14 protein-coding genes and 2 pseudogenes are annotated in these 19,569 nt (G+C 70.6%); 5 read left to right on the plus strand and 11 right to left on the minus strand.

Annotation, left to right across the window (positions count from 1 at the left end; all coding sequences use genetic code 11):
• Positions 1–4: 4 nt before the first annotated feature.
• Both urtE and ACWGKT_RS30800 read left to right on the plus strand, forming a co-directional pair.
• Positions 5–697, plus strand: coding sequence for an urea ABC transporter ATP-binding subunit UrtE (urtE, locus tag ACWGKT_RS30795; protein WP_453276253.1), 693 nt, complete (start codon positions 5–7; stop codon positions 695–697).
• Positions 698–924: 227 nt separating this feature from the next.
• Positions 925–1,294, plus strand: a pseudogene (locus ACWGKT_RS30800) (DDE-type integrase/transposase/recombinase); the annotation flags it as partial.
• A gap of 130 nt (positions 1,295–1,424) precedes the next feature.
• Here ACWGKT_RS30800 and ACWGKT_RS30805 read toward each other — a convergent pair.
• The 6 genes from ACWGKT_RS30805 to ACWGKT_RS30830 are packed head-to-tail and all read right to left on the minus strand — an operon-like array spanning position 1,425 to position 10,161.
• A complete protein-coding gene (locus ACWGKT_RS30805; RefSeq protein ID WP_453276254.1) occupies positions 1,425–2,903 on the minus strand; it encodes a fibronectin type III domain-containing protein in 1,479 nt (492 codons plus the stop codon).
• Positions 2,900–3,997, minus strand: a complete 1,098-nt coding sequence (locus ACWGKT_RS30810; RefSeq protein WP_453276255.1) for an endo-1,3-alpha-glucanase family glycosylhydrolase — start codon at positions 3,995–3,997, stop codon at positions 2,900–2,902. The genes ACWGKT_RS30805 and ACWGKT_RS30810 overlap by 4 nt, the downstream gene beginning before the upstream one ends.
• Positions 3,994–4,992, minus strand: coding sequence for a hypothetical protein (locus ACWGKT_RS30815; protein WP_453276256.1), 999 nt, complete (start codon positions 4,990–4,992; stop codon positions 3,994–3,996). The genes ACWGKT_RS30810 and ACWGKT_RS30815 overlap by 4 nt, the downstream gene beginning before the upstream one ends.
• Entirely contained in the window at positions 4,977–6,233 is a 1,257-nt protein-coding gene (locus ACWGKT_RS30820) for an alkaline phosphatase family protein (protein WP_453276257.1), read from the minus strand. Before ACWGKT_RS30820 ends, ACWGKT_RS30815 begins: the two co-directional genes overlap by 16 nt.
• Complete coding sequence (locus tag ACWGKT_RS30825; protein WP_453276258.1) at positions 6,230–7,753, minus strand: ArnT family glycosyltransferase; 1,524 nt, start codon at positions 7,751–7,753, stop codon at positions 6,230–6,232. The genes ACWGKT_RS30820 and ACWGKT_RS30825 overlap by 4 nt, the downstream gene beginning before the upstream one ends.
• Complete coding sequence (locus ACWGKT_RS30830; RefSeq protein WP_453276259.1) at positions 7,750–10,161, minus strand: glycosyltransferase; 2,412 nt, start codon at positions 10,159–10,161, stop codon at positions 7,750–7,752. The genes ACWGKT_RS30825 and ACWGKT_RS30830 overlap by 4 nt, the downstream gene beginning before the upstream one ends.
• A gap of 416 nt (positions 10,162–10,577) precedes the next feature.
• On the opposite strand from ACWGKT_RS30830, the gene ACWGKT_RS30835 reads away from it, so the two are divergent.
• Positions 10,578–10,895 carry an ANTAR domain-containing protein gene (locus tag ACWGKT_RS30835; protein WP_316756197.1) on the plus strand — a complete coding sequence of 106 codons (318 nt, stop codon included), beginning with the start codon at positions 10,578–10,580 and terminating at the stop codon, positions 10,893–10,895.
• 854 nt (positions 10,896–11,749) lie between these two features.
• On the opposite strand, the gene ACWGKT_RS30840 is transcribed toward ACWGKT_RS30835, so the two are convergent.
• Both ACWGKT_RS30840 and ACWGKT_RS30845 read right to left on the minus strand, forming a co-directional pair.
• Positions 11,750–12,679, minus strand: a complete 930-nt coding sequence (locus ACWGKT_RS30840; RefSeq protein WP_453276260.1) for a CPBP family intramembrane glutamic endopeptidase — start codon at positions 12,677–12,679, stop codon at positions 11,750–11,752.
• Positions 12,680–12,805: 126 nt separating this feature from the next.
• A complete protein-coding gene (locus ACWGKT_RS30845) occupies positions 12,806–13,084 on the minus strand; it encodes a hypothetical protein (RefSeq protein WP_453276261.1) in 279 nt (92 codons plus the stop codon).
• Between the two features lie 2 nt (positions 13,085–13,086).
• Here ACWGKT_RS30845 and ACWGKT_RS30850 point away from each other — a divergent pair.
• A pseudogene (locus ACWGKT_RS30850) lies at positions 13,087–14,029 on the plus strand (MFS transporter); the annotation flags it as partial.
• 524 nt (positions 14,030–14,553) lie between these two features.
• Here ACWGKT_RS30850 and ACWGKT_RS30855 read toward each other — a convergent pair.
• Genes ACWGKT_RS30855 through ACWGKT_RS30865 form a run of 3 tightly spaced genes read right to left on the minus strand, consistent with a single transcriptional unit; the run spans position 14,554 to position 18,122 of the window.
• Positions 14,554–17,094: an FtsX-like permease family protein gene (locus ACWGKT_RS30855; RefSeq protein WP_453276262.1), complete on the minus strand. Its 2,541-nt coding sequence runs from the start codon at positions 17,092–17,094 to the stop codon at positions 14,554–14,556.
• A gap of 3 nt (positions 17,095–17,097) precedes the next feature.
• The gene (locus ACWGKT_RS30860; protein ID WP_453276263.1) at positions 17,098–17,880 is read right to left on the minus strand and encodes an ABC transporter ATP-binding protein; all 783 of its coding nucleotides are present in this window, start codon (positions 17,878–17,880) and stop codon (positions 17,098–17,100) included.
• Positions 17,877–18,122, minus strand: a complete 246-nt coding sequence (locus tag ACWGKT_RS30865; RefSeq protein WP_356155290.1) for a hypothetical protein — start codon at positions 18,120–18,122, stop codon at positions 17,877–17,879. Before ACWGKT_RS30865 ends, ACWGKT_RS30860 begins: the two co-directional genes overlap by 4 nt.
• A 170-nt stretch (positions 18,123–18,292) precedes the next feature.
• Between ACWGKT_RS30865 and ACWGKT_RS30870 the strand changes: the two genes are divergently transcribed.
• Positions 18,293–19,567 (plus strand): sensor histidine kinase, encoded by a 1,275-nt coding sequence (locus ACWGKT_RS30870; protein WP_453276264.1) that lies wholly within the window; start codon positions 18,293–18,295, stop codon positions 19,565–19,567.
• The last annotated feature ends 2 nt before the right edge of the window (positions 19,568–19,569 follow it).

Below are 19,569 nucleotides of genomic sequence, written 5' to 3' on the forward strand. Positions count from 1 at the left end.
ACCGATGCTGCAGATCAACACCGTCCGGGCGGGCTACGACCGCACCACAGTGCTGCACGGAGTGACCGTCACGGTCCCGAAGGACGGCGTCGCGGCTGTTCTCGGCCACAACGGCGCAGGCAAGAGCACCCTCCTGCGCGCGGCCATGGGACTGCTCAAGCCGACCGTCGGGACCATTCGGCTCGACGGCGAGGACATCACCCGCCTCACCCCGCACCAGCGGGTAGCCCGCGGCATGGCGTACGTGCCGCAGGGCCAGCAGTCCTTCTCGCACCTCACCACCGCCGAGAACCTCCAACTCGTCGCCGACGGACGCCGCCACGGCAAGGAGGCCATCGCCGAGGCGCTGGACATCTTCCCGGTCCTACGGGAGTTGTCCGGTCGCCGCGCCGGACTGCTCTCCGGCGGCCAACGCCAGCAACTCGCCATCGCCCGCGCCCTGGTCACCCGGCCACGGCTGCTGCTGCTCGACGAACCGACCGAGGGCATCCAGCCGTCCGTCGTCGCGGAGATCGAGGAGACGATCCTGGCCCTCGCCCGGCGCGGCGGACTGTCCGTCCTCCTCGTCGAACAGCACGTCGGCTTCGCCATGCGCGCCGCCCAGCACTACTACGTCCTGGAGGCGGGCCGGGTGACCTCCTCCGGCGAGGGGGGAACGAGGGCAGAGCAGACGGTACGGGCGGCGCTCAGCGTATGAGACGGATCGAGCCGGTCCCGCGGTGAGGCCGCAGGGGCTGAGATGCGACAGCGGACTTCCTCGGCCACTGCGCCGCAGTCCCGCACTGACCGCCGCGCTGCAGGACGGTACCGTGCTGGCCGGACCGATGAGCCGCGACGAACTCCGCGATGAGCATTGTCAGGTTGAGTGGGAGCCCTCTCCGGTGGCGTGGTCATCCGTCTGTTCGGATCGCTGGAGGGCTGCTCGTGGACACGCCGTCGTACCGGAGCTTCCGCTTCCCGCCGGAGATCATCTCCCGCTGCGTATGGCTGTACCACCGGTTCAGCCTGAGCTGCGCGATGTCGAGGAGCTGATGCTCGAGCGCGGCATCGAGGTGACGTGGGAGGCAATGTGCTCGGCGTCCTGCTGCAGAAGCGCCGCGACGAGCCTGCGGCCAGGCGCTTCTTCCGAAAACTCATGAAGAAGACTCGCTCCGTGCCCCGGGTGATCGTCACCGACAAGCTCCGCTCCTACGGCGCTGCCCACCGCGAGGTCATGCCCTCGGTCGAGCACCGGGACGGAGGCGATGGCAGTACCGCCCTGCAAGCGCACCGGCCAACAGGGGAGCGACAACAAGAACCAGGGCCGGAGGTACGGGGACAACCACAATTACTTCCTGCGCCATATGAACGTTGGGGTCGAAACGAGGACCGCGAAATCAACAGCACGGCTGCATCACTCGTACGGGCCCTGCAGGCGCTGGTGCTCACGGAGTGACCGTGTAGGTCTGCACGTCGAAGGTATGCCCCAGCGAGTCGGTCGGCGCGACCGTCACCGAGGTCCCCCGCACGGTCACTTTCAGGAAGTGGTAGACCTGCGCGTCGTCGGTCGGCACCGTGCCGGCCCCGCAGGCCGAGCCACGATTGCGGCTGTACGACCAGCCGATTCCATAGGCGTCGGTGGCCGAGCAGCCTTTCTCACCCACGGAGTGCACATCGGCGCCGCCGCCCCCGGTGACATACGAGACGATCCGGCCGGGGCCGGCGCTGTTGCGCTGGTAGAGGTGCGAGTGGCCGTTGAAGACGAGGTCCACACCGCCGCCGAGCAGGGTCTGCTCGACATTCGAGAGGAAGGCGTCGCTGGGCTCGCTCGCGCTGTCGGAGCGCAGCGGGAAGTGGAAGAACGCGAACTTCGGCCCGCTCGGATGGGCGGCCAGATCGGCCTTCAGCCACTCATACTCGGCCTCCCCGTCCTGCCAGTGGGCGTGCGCGTCCTGCTCGTAGATCGCACAGTGCGACCCGCACGAACCGCCCGTCGCGTCACCGGTGTTGGAGTTCCCCCAGGCCGCGTCCAACATGTAGAAGCGAGCGCCGCCCGTGGTGAAGGCGTAGTACGACGTCGGATAGCTGGTCGCGCTCGAGTTCAGATACGACGGGTAGTCGACCATGCCCCACACCCCGCCGGACGCGGCCGCCAGCGCCGACTGCTTCCACACCGACAGATAGGTGGCCGTCATGCTGTGGTTGCCGACCGTGCCGATGAGCGGGATGCGCATGCCGGGCTGCGTCCAGTACGACGGCCCGAACCACGAACTCACCTGCGCGCCCGTCTGGTTGAGGTCACCGTACTGCGTCTGCGAGGTGCCCGGGTGGGTGTTGTCGCCGGTCTGGACGACGAAGCGAGCCCCGCTGGACGCGATCTGGCTCATCACGTTCGCTTGGTTCACGTTCAGGGAACCGTCGTCGACCCCGGCGTTCGTGGTCTCGCCGGTGTCGCCGAGCACGTCGAAGGTGAAGGGGGCGGTGGAGGTCGCCGAGTCGGGGGTGGTGAAGCTCGGTGTCGCCAGGGTGGCGAGCAGGTCGGTGCCGGAGGCGGTGTACACGCGGTAGCAGTAGCCGGTATTCGCGCTCAGGCCCGTCAGCGCCACCGAGTTGGCGTACTCGCGGGTGGTGCCGACGGTGATGGGGCTGCCCAGGGGCGCCGAAGTCGCTGCAGTGGCGGCGCAGTTGCCGATCGGACCGTAGCGCACCGACCCGCGGCTCTGTGTGGTGGTCGCCCAGCTCACCTGGACCGATGTCGTCGTGGCGTCCGAGAGATACGGCGCACGCGTCAACTGAGCGTCCACGCCCGGGAGATCGGCGTGGGCAGCGGGCGCGAACGACAGCGCCGTACCTGCCCCAAGGGCGAGGGCCGATACGGCGTTGCGTAGGTTCTTGAGCTTCTTGGAGGTGCCTCTTCTGGTCATGTTCTTCCTTCCCTTCTCCTTCTGATCCCCCTCAACCGGGTCAGGCCGGTGACCGCGCCCACCAGCAGCAGCGCGCTGCCGGCGAGGCGTAGCAGGCCCGGCCAGTAGCCGAGGGGGTCATGGCGGGCGGCTCGCGAGGGATGTACCGAGGGGGCGGCCGAGGCGGGGACGTTCCGCAGCCGGCGCAGGGCGTCGAGTGCCTGTGTGCCGTGCTCCACCGACGGTTCCACATGTGAGTTCTCGCTGAACTCGTTCCAGCTGATCAGTCCGAGCACATCCGGGCGCGAGGCCATGGCGGCCGCGTACTCGGTGCGGAGTGTCCGGCCACCGTCGCGGGGGACGGCCTTCGTGCCGCCCACCAGCCGGGCGTCGAAGCCCGGCGCGAACGGTGCCATCCAGTAACCCTTCGCCCGGTGCACAGTGTCGGCCATGTCTCGCAGCTTGGTCTCATGACGGTCGTTGGTGTCCGGATTCACCGACGACCAGTAGTAGGCGTCCCCGTCGGTGACTTGGTCCAGCCTGCGGATCCCCGTCGGGTTTTTCTCCGTGTCGAGCACCAGCATCTGCTTGCGCACAGGTCCGGTGATCCGCGCGACGTCCGCGGTCGAATACTCCCAGGTGCCGCTGAACACGGTGAGCGGTTTGCCGCCGAGCCGGAAGAACGCCGGGTGGTAGGCGTAACGGTCGTGCAGGAGACGGAAGTCGGCCGCGACCCGGGCGGTCTCCAACGGTCGCCGGTGGAAGTCGAGTCCCTGATAGATGACCGCCACCTTGAAGTTCCGTTCCTGTGCCACGTCCAACAGCAGCTGCAGACGGCGGTTGTTGGCGGCACCGGACTTCCAGCTCACCACGAAGCCATCGATCCCCGCGGACCGTGCCCAGTCGATGTGCGTACGGATCACGGAGGCGTCGTCGCTCGAATAGCGGCCCAGGCGCGGGTAGTCGGTCTTCGCCCGCTGCCACGAGGACTCCTCGAACCATTGGTAGTAGTACGCGAGCAGCGGCACTCGCCGCCCCTCCATCGAGGTGGCGGAGGCCGGGAACAACCCGGCCAGCACCAGCGCCAACACGGCCAGCAGTCCGGCTCTCCTCACCCCTCACCACCCAACCGTCTGCGCAGTCTCCGCCCGATCACCAGCAGTCCGGCGGTCAACAGGGCCAACACACCCACGACCACGGCGAGATCGGCGCGGCTGACGACCCGTACCTGCACACTCTGTGTCTGCGACAGCCGGATCTGCCGGGTCGCGCGCAGTCCCTGACTGCCCGTCACTTCGACCTCATACTGTCCGTGGGGCAGATCCCGCAGTGTCGCCGACCGGTCCGCGCCGAACGGCACCTCGCGTACCGACCCGTCCGGCAGCCTGATCCGTGCGGTCCGCCCCGCCGCCGATCCGAACACCGCATCGCGCGCCGAGACCGTCAGATCGTGGAACGGCGTGACAAAGGCGACCTCACGATCCAATGCAGGCCGAAAACGCTGGCGCCCCGCGTCCACCGTGTTCGCCCCGTAGGCGTCCGCCGACTGAAGGGCATAGCCGACCGTCCGCGAGGTCAGCACGCTCTTGCGGTACACGGGCAACAGCCCGTCCAGCCACACCGGTCGGCCCACGGGCAGCCGCTGGGTGTCCCCGGTATCGCTGCGCACGCTCAGATACGGCACCCGGTCCCGGGGTACCGCCCTGCCTTCCTGGTCCACACAGCGCACGGTCACCCGGTACCGCGCGGTGAAAGCCGCCGTCACCGTGTAGTCCGCCCGGAGCGGCAGCCCCTCGACCGTACGCCTGAACGCCTGGTCGGGATCGCGCTGCCCGGTCCACCGTGCAAAGGTGAACTGCCTCTGTGGTGAGGTCAGTCCGGCGTCGTCGACGGACAGGGTGTGTCCGGCGAAATCGTGCGCGCCGGTGAACTGCGCCGTGCCGTCCGCGCCGGTCGTCGCCGTCTGTCCGTCGAACACGAAGCGGACACCGGCGAGTTGGGGTGTCGTCCGCACGGTGACGGTGACGGGCATCACCGCGGCGGCCCGCGTCGGAGCCAGGCCAGCCATGACGACCCCGGAGAACACCAACAGCCTCAGGATGTACGCCATTTCGGCCTCACCGCCCCCCACAGCAACCCGGCCACCACCGCCGACGCCACGCCGTACACCGTGTACACAGGCGCGGGCGATGGGCGCCGCGCCACAGGAAGGGCCGCCGCTCGGGCATCGGCGGGAATGAGTTCCGCCTGTCGTGGGGGCGCCCCGAAGTCGAAGGCGTCGGCAAGACTGTGTGCCCCGGTCGTACGCCCGCCGAGCGGCCGCAGCCCCCAGTTCTCGACCACGAATCGCAGCGCACTGGCCGCCTCGAACTGCCCGTGCTGCACGGCGCCTTGTGGCGCGTACGGACTGACCAGCACTGCGGGCACGCGCAGCCCCCGGCCGGACGGCGGCTTCACATGGTCGTACCAGCCGCCGGAACCATCGTATGACCACAACAGGGCGCACGAGGACCAGTAGTGACTGACCATCAGCTGCGAAGTCAGCTCTCGCACCAAGCGCTGTCCGGCTGGTACCGAGCGTGCCGACCGCTCGCCCGCGCCCGACGACGCGATGTACGCCACCGCCGGCAGCGTGCCGCGCTCCAGGTCCCGGTAGTACTCGCCGAGGTCGGCGATGTGCGAGTTGAGCTTCGGGCCGTCTGCGAAGCGCGGGATGTCGAGGAGCGGGACGCGTACGGTCTGGGTCGTGAGGGCGTCGGACGAGCGGTAGGTCTGCTTCGGGTCGTAGTTCTGGACATAGAACTTCCAGCTGACACCGGCCTGTTGGAGCCGGTCGAAGATCGTGGGGCCATTCAGGTCCGAGGTGCCCGCCACCCAATGGGCGCGGTTGGTGCGGGTGCCGCCCAGGGAGGAGGCGAAGAAGTGGTCGAAGAGTTCGTAGTGGTCCGCCGCGTTCCAGTAGAAGGGCAGGTCGCGGCGGTCGTAGTAGCCCATCGCCACCCGCCCGTCCCGGCCTTGCCGCTCGAAGGCGGAGACGAAGGAGTCCATCCGCCCGCCGTCGAACTGCCGCTGCACCAGGCGGGGTCCGGCACCGGGGGAGACCGGTCCCGAGCCGTGCAGCGGGTACGGTGCGACGGCGCCGGCGGCCGGGTGCGCAGGATCGACCTCCTGTCGGTCCCCCTGCGTCAGACCGTCGACACCCGGATAGGTGCCGAAGTAGTGGTCGAAGGTACGGTCGCCCTGCATGAGATAGACAAGGTGCTCAATGGGCGTACGGGTACGTGGAGTTGACGCCGTAGCCGGTCCGGCGCCCGCCAGCAGGAGGAGCAACGCGACGAGCACAACCCTCATGACGGCCTCACTCGGTAGATCACGACCACCTTCACCCCGCTCGCATTGCGCGCCGTGAACACCGCATGCCCGTGGTAATGCTTCACCAGTACCGCCAATTTGCGGGTGAAGAACTGCGTACGGCGGGCTGTGTACGCGTCCCACACCAGGTACTGGAAGTCGCCGTCCCGCAGCGCCCGGTCCGGATTCGGGACCGCGCGGTAGCTGGGGTTGCGGCGGGCCGGATCGGGCGAGACGGACAGCGCGGAGACCGGACGCAGACCGTAGTACTGCACCACGTTGGCCATCGACGGCCCGATGGCCAGCAGCCGCGCACCCTCCGGCGCGTACGTCCGCACCCATTGCCCGGCCTCCCGCCCGCCCGGCAGTCCGCCGGTCCCGGCCAGGAACCGGGTGCTTGTCTGGGGTTGGATGCGCACCCAGGACGGAAGGGCCAACGAGCCCACCACCAGCCAGATCGCCGCGGCAGCCGCGAGGCGCTGCGCCCGCACCACGCGCGGGAACGAGGTGAGCGTCCGTCCGGCCAGCACCGCGAACACCGGTGCCGCGGGCAGCAGATACTGGAAGCCCTTCACCGGCCACACCGTGAAGAACAGCGCGGGCACGACCACCCAGCACACCAGCAGCCGCTCCCGCCAGGTGTTCTCACGCCGCAGCCACACCAGCCCGGCGACGGCCGCCACAACCACCAACGGGCCGACGGCCCACGGAACTTCACGGCCGTAGAAGTAATAAGGATGGTTGGCGCGGCGGAACATCTGCCACAGCAGATAGCTGCCACCCGTTCGCGCATGCCCGGCAAGCAACTGCGACAGTGGATGCGCGAGGGCCACCACCCCGACCACCCCGAGCGCGGGCAGCAGGTGCCACCAGCGGGTGCGCACGGCCGGGGTCAGCGCGAAGAACGCGTAGAGCGATCCCAGGAGGACGATCGACGTCTCCTTGGCCAGGACCGTGAACCCGAGCATGCCACCGGCCGCCAACAGCCAGCGCGGGGCGTGGGATTCCGCGTACCGCACGACGCAGTACAGCGCCGCGGTCGCGCACAGCGTCATCGGTCCGTCGAGGAGCACCTGTCGGCTGACGACGACGTGGTACGGCATCACGGCCAGCAGCAGCGCGCCGACGAGCGCGGCCCGCCGCCCGTGCAGCCTGCGCCCCAGCCCGTACGTCAGTGCCACCGTCACCACCCCGAGCAGCGCCGGCACCACACGCGCCGCCCAGTCGCTCTCGTGGATGCGCAGCGCGAGCGAGACCAGCGACTGGAACAGCACCGGGTGAGCCCTGAACACCGGGAAGAGCGACCCCAGTCGGCCGTCCCCGGCGAGCGAGGCCGCCGTACCCGTGTACACCGCCTCGTCGCTGTTGAACCCGGTCGCGGTCAGCTGCCACAGTCGCAGGAACGCCGCGACGAGAAGGATCAGGGCCAGTGGCATCACGGCCCGTACCCCGGCGCCGGAGGGGGCCGGCGCCGGGGCGGTACGGGATGCTCCCGAGGGGAGCACGGAGCGGTCGGTCATGCGGCCGAGCTGGGCTGCAGGCCCCACCGGGGCCAGGCCTCGGCGCTGCTCACCGGCGGCCGTTGGCCCTCGCCCGCCAGCAGCCGCGGGATCTCGTCGGCCCACCCGAAGCGGTCCGACGCGATCACCCGCGTACGGACCCCGGAGAGGAATCCGGCGAGTATCTCCCGCTCACGGGCGCGCAGTTGGACGTGGTCGAGACCGTCGATGTACAGGGCGGGCGCGAGATGGCGGTACGGCGGGAAGCCGTACGCGTCCTCGGTATTGACCAGCATCCGTTCCAGGGCCACGTCGGCATCGAGGTCGTACAGATCCGGCGCCCCGCGCTCGATCACGAACAGGTCCCTCACCTCGGTGCTTGACCCGAGCCGGCACGGCACGAGCCGGTCGACGTTGTACTTCGGCGGCGGCACCAGGATCTGCGTGAGCGCGTTGATGCCCATGATGGGCAGGTTGAATCGGGACAGCATGAGCGCGATCGACCGGCCGCCCTTGCTGTGCAGCCTCGACTGGATGTTGAGCCGCCTCCACTCCTTCCTCGTAAGGTCCTCGGCCTGCACGGCACGCAGCGTGTGCGCACTGATGGTGAGCGGCTTCGGGAAGCACACGGCCAGCCCGGTCGCGTCGACGACGGTCATGTCGTCCGACAGGAACCGCCCGCCGTGCTCGCGCAGCAGCCGCAGCACGGTCGCCGTCTTGCCGGTGTCCGTGAGCGCCGACAACATCACGCCCCGTCCGTCCAGTTCGATGCAGGCGGAGTGGAGCAGCATCCGCCCGCGCGAGATCAGCACGAACCGCAGCAGCGCCTCGACCACGTTCGTGTACACCACATGCGGCGAGCGGGCGAGCAGCGGGCCGACCTCGACGGTGATCGGCGGGCCCAGCCGGACCCGGAAGTTGGCGCCGAAGCGGCCCAGATGCTCCTCGTAGCGCAGCGCTGCCGACGCGCTGCGGTCCTCGGTCAGCTTGGCCCGCCCCCGCGGCCTGCGCCGCCCGACGTCCCCGACCCGTACAGCGATGTCCACGTCCGCGTCCGGAATCCACTGCGCGCGGAAGAACTCCAGCTCGGGCAGTCGGATCTGGGAGCCGATGGTGACGGTGCCGGCGACGTCGTAGCGATACGGCAGGTACATGGACCGCTTCTTGCTCACGGGCGGCACCGGAGAGTCCGTGTCGACCAGCATCTTCACGGGATCGCGCCGCTGGACCTGCTTCTCGCCGCCGCTGTAGATCATGCGGTCGCTGATCAGGAAGCGCAGGAGGAAGAGCAGCACGAGGGTGAGCGCGTTGGCGGTGAGCACGCCCATGCCGGCGACCACCAGCCACTGCAGCAGGGGTAGCCGGGCGAAGAGCAGCAGGTTGTTCATGGCGAAGAAGCGGCCGGCGCGCCCGTACCAGGTGCCCTTGCGCTGACCGTTCCGGTAGACGGCGGCATCGGTGAGCACGAAGTTCCAGGTGGTGGAGAACTGGGTCGCCAGTGCCGCCCCGACCAGGTGGTGCACCCCGAGCACATTGAAGAACAGCCATAGCGCGGTCGTGTTGACGGCGATCCCGGACGCTCCTACGAGCCCGAAGGCGGTCATGCGGATCAGCTGCCGCTGCCCGCCGGCCACCCCCCGACGCAGCCGCGCGACATGCCGTACGAAGGCGAGGCCTTCCCTGACCGAGGCCTTGGACCGGCCCGCCTCCCGGGGGCCGAAGGTGTAGGCGACCTCGGCGACGCGGGCCGCCGGATGGCGGACCAGGATCTCCAGGAGGATCTTGAAGCCGACGGGCCGTAGCCGGTCCGTGTCGATCGCGTCCCGGCGGAAGGCGAACAACCCGCTGAGCGGATCGCTGACGGTGGCTAGGCGGCGCGGAAAGGCGGCCTTGACCAGGCGGGTTGCGGACGACGAGGTGGCCTGTCGGCCGGCGCCCGAGAGCCCCTCGGACTGACCGGTGCCGGCGTACCGGGTGCCGACAGCGATGTCGACGCCCTCCCGCATCGCGGTCCTGGCCAGCAGGGCGGCCGCCTGCGGTGGATGCTGGAGATCGGCGTCCATGACCAGCACCCAGGCGCCGCGCGCGGCCCGGGTCCCCGCCACGACGGCACCGGACAGCCCGCCGCCGCGCAGGCCCTGCGGCCGGTGCAGGAGCCGGACCGGCACGGGAGATGCCGGGGCGACGGCGGCGATCTCGTCGACCGTGCCGTCGTCGCTGTCGTCCACGAAGAGAATCTCGGCCCCGAGTGCGGCGACCGCGGGGCCGAGCCGGTTCAGCAGCAGCGGGATACTCTCCTGCTCGTCGCGGGTCGGCACGAGGACGGTCAGCCGGGGCGCGGCGCCGTCGCCGTCACCCCCGCCGAGTTCCCTGCCAGCTGTAGGCGTGCCCTCCTGGGCAGCCGTACGGGAATGGATCATGTGCGTCATGGAGTCCCCCCAGAACGCGTGCCGTCGGCTCAGCGGCGCGACGGACACCGAGACCGCCCGAGGACACGGGCGGAGGAGCGAGCGGTGACCCTCGCGGACGTACGGTCTCGACGCGGCGTGGGGAGGTGCGGGACGTGCCAGAGGTACGGAAGGACGTACCGGCTCCACGGTCAGGAGCGGATGCCAGAGGCTAGCAGCGGGCTCGCACAGTTCGCCCGGGATTCGTCCCGAACAAGCTGGCAGTTAGCCTGATGTTTACGTGCTTCGCTGGCATGGCGTCACATCTGTGCCGCCCTGCACCATCCGTCCCGGTCAAACGTAGGCAGATATACGCCTTGATTACGCAGAGGTGAAAGTCTCCGCATTCTTCACAGACGCTCTGCTGAACCTGTGATTCCGCGACAAGCATGGCCCTCATGTCTTCCGACGGACCGAACAGCGCCGCTCCCACGGCGGCCCGGGACCACATCGCAACCCTCATGGATGCGATGCGCGCGGTTCTCGCCCTGATCGATGACGTGGAAGCGCTCAGAGTCGAGAACCGCCAGCTCAAAGAGGCCGTGGAGGCCCGCTCCGTGATCGAGCGCGCCAAGGGCATGCTCATGGCCCGCCGCGGCTGCGACGAGGCCACCGCCTTCCAACTGCTCGTCACCCTCGCCCGCAAAGAGCAGCGCAAGGTGCGCGCGATCGCCGCGGACTTCGCGGACGACGCAGGGGCGCATCCCCTCACTTGACAACCGGGAGGTGGCGGAATCCGACCCCTGTATGTAGCCGTAGCCGTTCCATCACCAGTGGTGGCGCGTCTGCGCCGGCCGCAGGTGCGCCGCGGTCGGCTCTCCCTCAGGTGGATATGCAGGTGAATGGCACGTGATCCCGTCCGCGTTACATGATCTTTGCTCCTGGCCAACGACGAAACACGGCGCTTGCTCGGGCTTGCGGCGAACGTGGACGCGGCCGGACCCTCACGGGCCTGGGACTCGATCCCAGAGCCGAACAGCTCTTCCTGTGGAGGTGGGCGGCCATGCGGTGCTGGATGCCGAACTCGCGGGCTGCCGCACCGGGGAAGTCACCCTGGTCGGCCGTCTGCCGCGGTCGGTCGGCCCGGGCCGGCTCGTCCTGGCCGACCGTGAGTTCCTCGGTGTCCCGTTGTGGCCGGCATTCGCCGCCACCGGCGCCGATCTGCTGTGGCGGGTGCCCGCCAACCGCGTGCTGCCGGTCGTCAAGCAGTTCCGTGACGGGTCATGGCTTTCGCAGATCCGGGCGAGCAGCGGCCCTGCCAAGAGTGAGCCGGTCGTGGTTCGTGTCCTGTCAAGGCACCCACGACTCGCACCCAGCGGGGTCCGCCCCGCGCCGCCCACACCACATAGACTCACCCGCCGACGACGACCACCACCAGTACCAGAACCGCCATGTTCCCCACCTCTGTTGCCAAACCGCTTTTGGGAGACCGTTGTTGTGAAAAGTCCCGCGTTCCTCTCACACGGACGGTCCGGCGCCGGCTGAACGCCCGCCGGGAGCACGGCCGATGGCACATGACCACCGTGGTCACATGCCATCTCGGGTGCCTCGGTCCGGCGGACCGCGGGGGTCAGGCCGTCCGCCCCGGCAGTACGTGGGCGTCGCGCACCGGCGGGCAGCCCAGCCGGCCGCGGGTGGCGATCAGCAGGACGGCGGCCGCGGCGGTGGAGCTGAGCAGGAAGGCGTGGGCGGCGTATCCGTCGGGCAGGGACGGGAACATGTCGGACCAGGCCAGGGAGAAGTAGTTGTTGACCCCGCAGTGCAGCAGCATGGCCAGCGGCAGGCTCTCGCCGGTGCGGTTGAACACCCACGTCATGACAAAGCTGAAGGCGATCGTGGTGGCGATGAACTCCAGTGGCGTGGTCCAGGTGACGTGCGGCCCACCCCACTCGGTCAGGAACAGCGGCAGGTGCCAGGCACCCCACAGCGGGCCGACGACGAGGGTGCCGAGCAGCGGGCCGTAACGGCGCTGCAGGCGGGGCATGGCGAACTCGCGCCAGCCGGGCTCCTCGGCGAGGCCGGTTGTGATCATCTGCAAAATCAGGCCGGGCAGGAACGCGGCAAGGACCGCGGCGGGCGGCACCGCGGGGCCGTGGTCGGACAGTGCGACCGAGGCGAGGGTCAGCGTGGCGGGCACCGAGAGCAGCACTACGAGGTACCAGCGCCAGCCGACCTTGAACTTGGTCATCCGCCCGCGCCAGGCCCGCAGTCCGCGGCGTCCCTCGGTGATCCCCGTGACGAGGAGTGCCGCCGTGATCGGGCCGAGGTAGGCGCCGGGCAGGACGCCGAGGAGCTGGGTGGTCCCGCCGACCCCGGGGAAGCCGAAGTGCAAGACGCCCACGCCGTTCTCGGACAGGATGTACGGCGTCCAGGCAATCCAACTCAGCAGGTAGGCCAGCGAGAAGAACCAGGGCAGGGGGCGGCGGCGGATGCTGCCCCGCAGGCCGGAGCCCGTATGTGCCGGTCGGTTCTCGATGCTGACGGGGGCTTGGATGCTCACCGCGGTGTCCCTTCGGATGCTGGCTGACGTGACGTGTTCAGCACACCAGTCAGGCGTCCGCGGATCATTGCCGTGCGCCCCCCAAGTGGAGGTACAGCAGGCTGTACCTCCGTCGGCGCATACGCCTCAACCGGCCGTTCGAACCGCCGCTTCGGTCAGCGTCGTCGCAGTCCGTACGGCGCTGGTGACGGCCTCGTCGGGAGTGAGCCCGCAGAGGTCGGTGAGGGTGAACAGGGCCTCCGCGCCGACCACCACCGCGAGGTCCCGCTTGAGTTGCGCGAACGCCTCCGGATCCGCCGCCCCCAGCGTGTCCTCCAGAGTGACGAGCGCCTGGTCGATAAGGCCGAAACGGATACCGGGCCTCCTGGGCACCGTCTCGGGCCGTGTGATGATCGCGGCGATCACCGGTGCAGTCGGTCGGGTGGCTGTCGGTGTTCTGGCTGAACGTACCGATCGGGCTCACCGCGCTCGTCCTCACCGCGCTGGTCGTCCCGGAGTCGCGTGCGGCACGGGCCCGGCGCGGACCCAGTGGGGCAGCTGCTGGTGATCGTCCTGCTCGGCGCGCTGACGTACGCCGTCATCGAAGGGCCCGGCGAGGGCTGGACCTCCCCGCTGATCGCGGCCTGCCTCATCGCCGCGGCGGGCGCCTTCACCGGGCTCGTGCCGTACGGGAACCGGTGCGCCGAACCGCTGATCGATCCGCGGCTCTTCCGCAGCCCGCCGTTCAGCGGAGCCACCCTGACAGCCGTCTTCGCGTTCGCCGCACTCGGCGGCTTCCTCTTCTCCAACGCCCTCTATTTGCAAAGTGAGTTGGGGCTCAGCCCGCTGGAGGCAGGGCTGCGGTTGCTGCCGATGGCGGCGCTGTCGCTGGTGTGCCCGCCGCTGTCCGGGCGGATCGTGGGCAGTCGGGGCCCGCGGGTGCCGCTGTTGATCGCCGGGGCCGGTATCACTGCCAGCGGTGTGCCGGCGATGCTCGTCACCCGCTCCATCCACCCCTCGTGCACGCTACTGGCCTTGGCCTACACGTTGTTCGGCCTCGGCTTCGGCTTCGTCAACGCGCCGATCACCGACACTGCGGTCGCCGGCCTGCCGCGCGACCGGGCGGGGGTGGCCGCCGCGGTGGCCGCGACCAGCCGACAGGTCGGCTCCGCGATCGGCATCGCGGTGATCGGCGCCGTGGTCGCCGCCGGGTCGAGGGCGGCGGCCCGGTGGATCACCGCCGGGTGCGGGCTGGCCGTACTCGCCCTGAGCGCCGTGACCGCCGGCCGCCGCTCTCCCGGTGGCGCCGGAGGTGGCGCCACCGACGTCGACTCCGGGCAGTCAAAGCCTGTTACCCGTACTGCCGGGTAGAGTCGGGCAACCCCGGCGGAGGCCGCAACTGAACACCAGATCAGTGCGTCTCTTGCGTCCGCGGCTCGAAGAGGCGTGAGCGGCGTGCCCGAGCAGAAGGTAGCGGTATGCCCATCGGTGCTCTGGCGTGCGGGGCGGCCGCCATGCTGCTCTTTGCGGCCATGCTGCGGGAGACCGTGGTGGTACGGCGGTCGCGGCAGCACGGGATGCGGACGCAGGTGTCGTGGTCGACAACGTGCGGACCCACGACTCCGACGGGCCGACATGGGTGCCGGTCATCGCCCTCACCGAGCATCGCGGGTACCGGGTGGAATTCTCACCGCGAGCCCGGGGGAGCGGGATGGGGCTGGCGACGGGGCGGGAGGTGGGAGTGGTGTATCTGTCGCACGACCCGCAGACGGCTCGCGTGCTCATGTGGCGGCACACGACGGGCCGGTGGTGTTCCTGTTCTTCGGCGGCATCGTCTTCCTGGTCTTCGCTGTGTGGATCGCCTTGGCGGGCTGACCGCGTCTGGGGAGGCGCGCTCACTGGGCACGGATGGCGTCCGCGGGCGGTGTGCGCAAGGCCTGCCGGGTGGGGAGTTCGATGGTGAGGAACGCCGTGACGGTGACCGTCAGGGCGAGGGCGGGCAGCAGCCACACCGGGCCGGCGGGCCAGGGGCGGTCGAGGAAGCCCTGGCCCAGGAGGGCGAGGGGCACGGCAGAGAGCAGTAGGGCCGCGGTCAGCGCGGTGGCTGCCGTTACCGCTGCCTCGCGGCGCATCATGGCGCGGATCTGGCGAGGGGTCGTGCCGTTCAGGCGGAGGGCCCCCAGTTCGACCCGGCGCTGGGCGGTGGCGGCGACGAGCTTGTTGGCGATGTTGAGCAGGAGGTAGACGAGCAGGACCACGATCGTGGCCAGGTTGATCCACACCTCCGGCGGCGCGTCCTTCAGGCCGTCTCCGGAGGCCAGGTTGGTGTCTTCGAGTGCCAGGCCCGGGTGGGACGCGGCGAGGGTCGTCAGGGCCTGCCGGGCGGTCGCCGTTCCGTCCGTGCGGATCAGGATGCTCTGGTCGAGCCCCGTCGTGGTGTGGCTGGCCGCCAGGTCGTGGGAGAGAACCACCGTGCCGAAGCCGAGGCCGCGGGCGTAGACGGCGACCACCTTGGCGTCGACCTTCGCGCCGTCGCCGAGGACAAGACGGACTCCATGGCCCACCGACGCGGAGCGCGAGCGCGCGACGTCGCTGCTGACGGCGACGGTGGCGCCGGTGAGACGGTCCAGGCTGCCGTCGCGTACGTCGAGGTCGAGGAGGTCGGACGCGTCCGGGGTGAGGATCATCGCCGAGCCGGACTCGGTCTCCGGGTCGCCGAACATGTCGTACGTCCAGATGGCGGTGGTGTCACTGACGGGGACGGCCGCCCGTACCCCAGCGGTCTTCCGTACGTCGGCGAGCGTCCCGGCGGGCAGTCCGCCCAGGCCCGGCGCACTCAGCCGCTGCTGGGCGAGGGTGCCGGTGTGGGTGTCGTGCGCGGTGGCGGCCAGCACGGTGGTCTGGGTGAGGGTGTACGTCAGGACGAACACGACCGCCATGGCCAGGGTGCTGACGATCCCCGCGTTGCGCAGGGCGTAGGCGCGGACGTTGGCCATGGCCAGCCAGGTCGGGGCGGAGACGCCGGACCGGGCGCGCCGGGCCGCGGCGTTCCCGATGCCCCGTACCAGCGCCGGGCCGGACAGGGCCAGGCCGATCGCGCCGAGAATGCCCGCCATGGACGTGGCCGTAGCGCCGAGGACTGTGCGGGAGAAGAGCGGCAGGACCGACATGGTGGTCGCGGCGACGATGATCAGCAGGCCGATACGGGTCCGGGTCCGCGACGGATTGCGCGGCTCGCTGCGCGATTCGGCGACCGCCTCGGTGGCCGGCATCCGCGAGGTGCGCCACGCCGAGCCGCGGGCCGAGACCTGCACGGCCAGGACCATCAACAGGATCGTCGCGAGGGCGGGCAACGGGCTGAGGGTGAGCGGGAGTTCGGACGGAACGACCCCGCGGTCCGCCAACAGCCCCCGAAACTGGCCCGCCAGCAGATAGCCGAGTGCGACACCGGGTACGAGGGCCACGGCCGCGACGACGCTCGACTGGGCGGCGGCAAGTCGTCTGATCTGCTTGGGAGTTGCACCGACGGCTCGCATCAGCGCCAGGTCCCGGCGCTGCCCGGCGATCGACACGGCCAGCGCGCTCGCCATCACGAACCCGGTGATCAGCAGGATGATCCCGGCGAGCGAACCGGCGAGGAGGATCAGGAGGGAGCGGGACGCGCCCGCTCCGGGGGACACCAGGTCCCCGCGGCCCGCACCGGTGACCGTCTTGAGGCCGGTGCCCTTCAGCTTCGTACGGACCTCGGCGGCGACCTGTTCCGCGGAGCCGGATGCGGCGCGGAGGCCGATCAGGTCGATGGTTCCGGCGCGCGAGCCGCCGTCCCGCCCTGAGAGTCGTACGGCCGTCGTATCGGCGAAGAAGACACCCGCGCCCGGCGCGTCGACGACCGCCGAGACCCGGTAACCGGCGGCGGGCCGGGCATTGGCGACGACCTGGACCCGGTCGCCCACCTTCACCCCCGCCGCGGCGGCGGTGGCAGTGTCCACTGCGACCTCACCGGAACCGGCCGGCCCGCTGCCGTTCACATGCGCACCGTCCAGCAGCTTCGTGGAGGACCAGCCGTGCCCCGACGCCTGGGGAGCCCCGGTCGCCACGACACGCCCGCGGGCATCGACAAGCGCGGCGGGGAAGCCGATGTCGCCGACCGTGGCGGTGACGCCCGGCAGGTCGGCCAGTTCGCCGACCAGGCGGGCCGGGACCGTACGTCGCTCCGGGAGCGCGATCGGCAGGTCCCCGGACGGATGGAACTCCTGGTCGGCCGCCACGACGACGTCCGCGCCTGCGAGGCGGCCGACGGGCAGGTGGGAGCGCAGGCCGGACTCGGCCAGGACGCCGGTGCCGGTGATCAGAGCCGCGCCGCCGAGGACCGCGCAGGCCACGGCGATCAGCGCGGTGATCCGGTGCCGGACCATCTGTATCGCGAGACGAAGCATGGCTCAGACCTCTCCCAACGCGACGAGATGGCGGGCCAGTTCGGGGGCGGTCGGCGCTTCGAGGGCCTCGACCACCCGGCCGTCGGCCATCACCAGCACATGGTGCGCGCGGGCCGCGGCGGCCGGGTCGTGGGTGACCATCACGACCGTCTGGTGCAGGTCGTTCACCAGGTCCCGCAAAAGGTCGAGGACCTCGTGGGCGCTGCGCAGATCGAGTGCGCCGGTCGGTTCGTCGGCGAACACGACGGCCGGTTTGGCCACCAACGCCCGGACGACGGCGGCCCGTTGCTGCTGGCCGCCGGAGAGCTCGGCCGGGCGGTGGGTGAGCCGGTCGGTCAGCCCGACCCGCTCCACCAGCGTCCGCAGCCAGTCGTGGTCCGGGGCGCGTCCCGCCAGTCTCAGCGGCAGCGTGATGTTGTCCTCGATGCTGAGCGAGGGGATCAGGTTGTACGCCTGGAACACGAACCCGACGCGCTCGCGGCGCAGTTCGGTGCGGCGGGTCTCGTTCAGGCCGACGATCTCGTGACCGTCGATGCGGACACTGCCCGAGGTCGGGGAGTCCAGCCCGGCGGCGCAGTGCATCAGCGTGCTCTTGCCGGAGCCCGACGGGCCCATCACCGCGAGGAACGTGCCGCGTTCGACGGTCAGCGACACCTCGTCGAGGGCGCGTACGCCGCCCCCGTACTCCTTGCTGACCCGGTCCAGGGCGATGGCGGACGTCGGCGCGCCGGGGATGCCGGAGACGGTCGTCGCCGAGCGGCGGGCCCGGGCGAAGGCGGGGCTCATCGACGGCCCCGCAGGTTGCGCACGACGAGGGTGCCGCCGCAGAACACGGTGACCGCGCCGCAGGCCAGGCTCACCCAGGTATGCGAGTCGCCGAACGAGGCAGCCATGTTGGCAACCGCGCTGATCACCACCAGGATCCAGAGCAGGGCGTGGGCGGCGTCCCCGCGGGTGAGGGTGGGCGTCGACGACGTGCCGGGCGTGGCGTCGGCGCTGGTCAGGCGGTAGGGGTCGGCGTTCGGCATGGGGCTTCCTCCCGAGGTCGGCTGTCGTCACCGACGCTATGGATCGCGCCCCCGTCGGCCGATCCCGCAGCCCGCCCGGTTCGAGGTACAGCAGGCTGTACTCCTCGGCCGCCGGGCAGACGGCGAACGGGCCCACGCCGTAAGGTCCTTCGCGACGAAGGGAGGGCCCTGTGGCCATCGATCAGGACGCCGCGGCCGGTGACCGGAGCGCGGGGCTCAAGGACACCGTCGTACGACCCCTGAGCGCCGCGGGTGCCGCGACCGCGCAGCTCGTCTCCGGGCTCAATACGGCGCTCCTGGCGCTGCTCGCGCTGCTCTGGCTGGCCGTCACTGCCGTGACGAGCCTGGTCGGCGTGGGGCTGCTCATGGCACCCGCGCTTCTGCGCGCGCTGCATGCCCTGGCCGGCCGGGAGCGTGAGCGGCTCGGCCGCTGGGGTCCCGAGGTCGTCGCTCCGGAACCCTCGCCGATACGGCTGCAGCCCGCCCTCGTCGACCCCGCCACCCGGCGGGAGCTGCGCTGGCTGGTCCGGCACGCCACCCTGGGGTTCCTACTGGGGCTGCTTGGCGTCATCCTGCCGATCTCCGCCGTGCGCGACACCGCGTTTCCGCTGTACTGGAAGTTCATGCCCAGGGACGTGACCGCCACATCCGTGGGGTACGGCAACGCGCACTCCTGGCCGGCCGCCCTCGCCGTGGCCATGCTGGGCGTGGGCTGGATCCTCATCATCCTCGGACTCGGCCCCGGCATGGCCCGGCTGCAGTCCCGTCCGGGACGCCTCCTCCTGGCGGCCGGCCCCGACACCGATCTCTCATTGCGGGTGGCGGAGCTGACCGCGACCCGCGCCGCCGCCCTCGACGCCCACGCCACCGAACTGCGCCGCATCGAGCGGTCGTTGCACGACGGCACACAGAACCGGATCGTCTCCGTCACCGTCCTGCTCGGCGCGGCCCGCCGGATGGTGGCCCGCGACCCGGCCGGCGCCGACGAACTCCTCGAACGCGCCCAGTCCGCCGCCGAACAGGCCCTTGCAGAGCTGCGCACGGTGTCTCGGAGCATCCTGCCCCCGGTGCTCGCCGACCGCGGGCTGGCGGGCGCGCTCTCCGGGCTTGCCGCGAACTGCGCGGTGCCCTGCCGGATCGACGTCGACGTACCCGAACGCTGCGCCGCCTCCGTCGAGGCCACCGCCTACTTCGTCGTCGCCGAGGCCCTGACCAACATCGCCAAGCACAGCGGCGCCGAACACGCCACCGTCATGGCACGCAGCCGCGGTGGCCGTCTCCTCCTGACCGTCGAGGACGACGGCCGGGGCTGCGCGGACGAGGACGGCGGCTCCGGACTCACCGGCATCCGCCGCCGGATCGCGGCGCACGACGGCACCCTTTCCCTGGCCAGCCCGCCCGGCGGCCCGACAACCCTGAAGGTGGATCTTCCCTGTGGAGCGTGAGA

This window comes from Streptomyces sp. NPDC054794 (assembly GCF_053611585.1).

What these genes read in the sequence shown, in the direction of transcription:
- ACWGKT_RS30830 (WP_453276259.1), bottom strand. Translation starts at nt 10,161, where the DNA reads ATGACGCACATGATCCATTCCCGTACGGCTGCCCAGGAGGGCACGCCT.
- ACWGKT_RS30860 (WP_453276263.1), bottom strand. Translation starts at nt 17,880, where the DNA reads ATGAGCCCCGCCTTCGCCCGGGCCCGCCGCTCGGCGACGACCGTCTCC.
- ACWGKT_RS30805 (WP_453276254.1), bottom strand. Translation starts at nt 2,903, where the DNA reads ATGACCAGAAGAGGCACCTCCAAGAAGCTCAAGAACCTACGCAACGCC.
- ACWGKT_RS30825 (WP_453276258.1), bottom strand. Translation starts at nt 7,753, where the DNA reads ATGACCGACCGCTCCGTGCTCCCCTCGGGAGCATCCCGTACCGCCCCG.
- ACWGKT_RS30815 (WP_453276256.1), bottom strand. Translation starts at nt 4,992, where the DNA reads ATGGCGTACATCCTGAGGCTGTTGGTGTTCTCCGGGGTCGTCATGGCT.
- ACWGKT_RS30855 (WP_453276262.1), bottom strand. Translation starts at nt 17,094, where the DNA reads ATGCTTCGTCTCGCGATACAGATGGTCCGGCACCGGATCACCGCGCTG.
- ACWGKT_RS30820 (WP_453276257.1), bottom strand. Translation starts at nt 6,233, where the DNA reads ATGAGGGTTGTGCTCGTCGCGTTGCTCCTCCTGCTGGCGGGCGCCGGA.
- ACWGKT_RS30835 (WP_316756197.1), top strand. Translation starts at nt 10,578, where the DNA reads ATGTCTTCCGACGGACCGAACAGCGCCGCTCCCACGGCGGCCCGGGAC.
- ACWGKT_RS30865 (WP_356155290.1), bottom strand. Translation starts at nt 18,122, where the DNA reads ATGCCGAACGCCGACCCCTACCGCCTGACCAGCGCCGACGCCACGCCC.
- urtE (WP_453276253.1), top strand. Translation starts at nt 5, where the DNA reads ATGCTGCAGATCAACACCGTCCGGGCGGGCTACGACCGCACCACAGTG.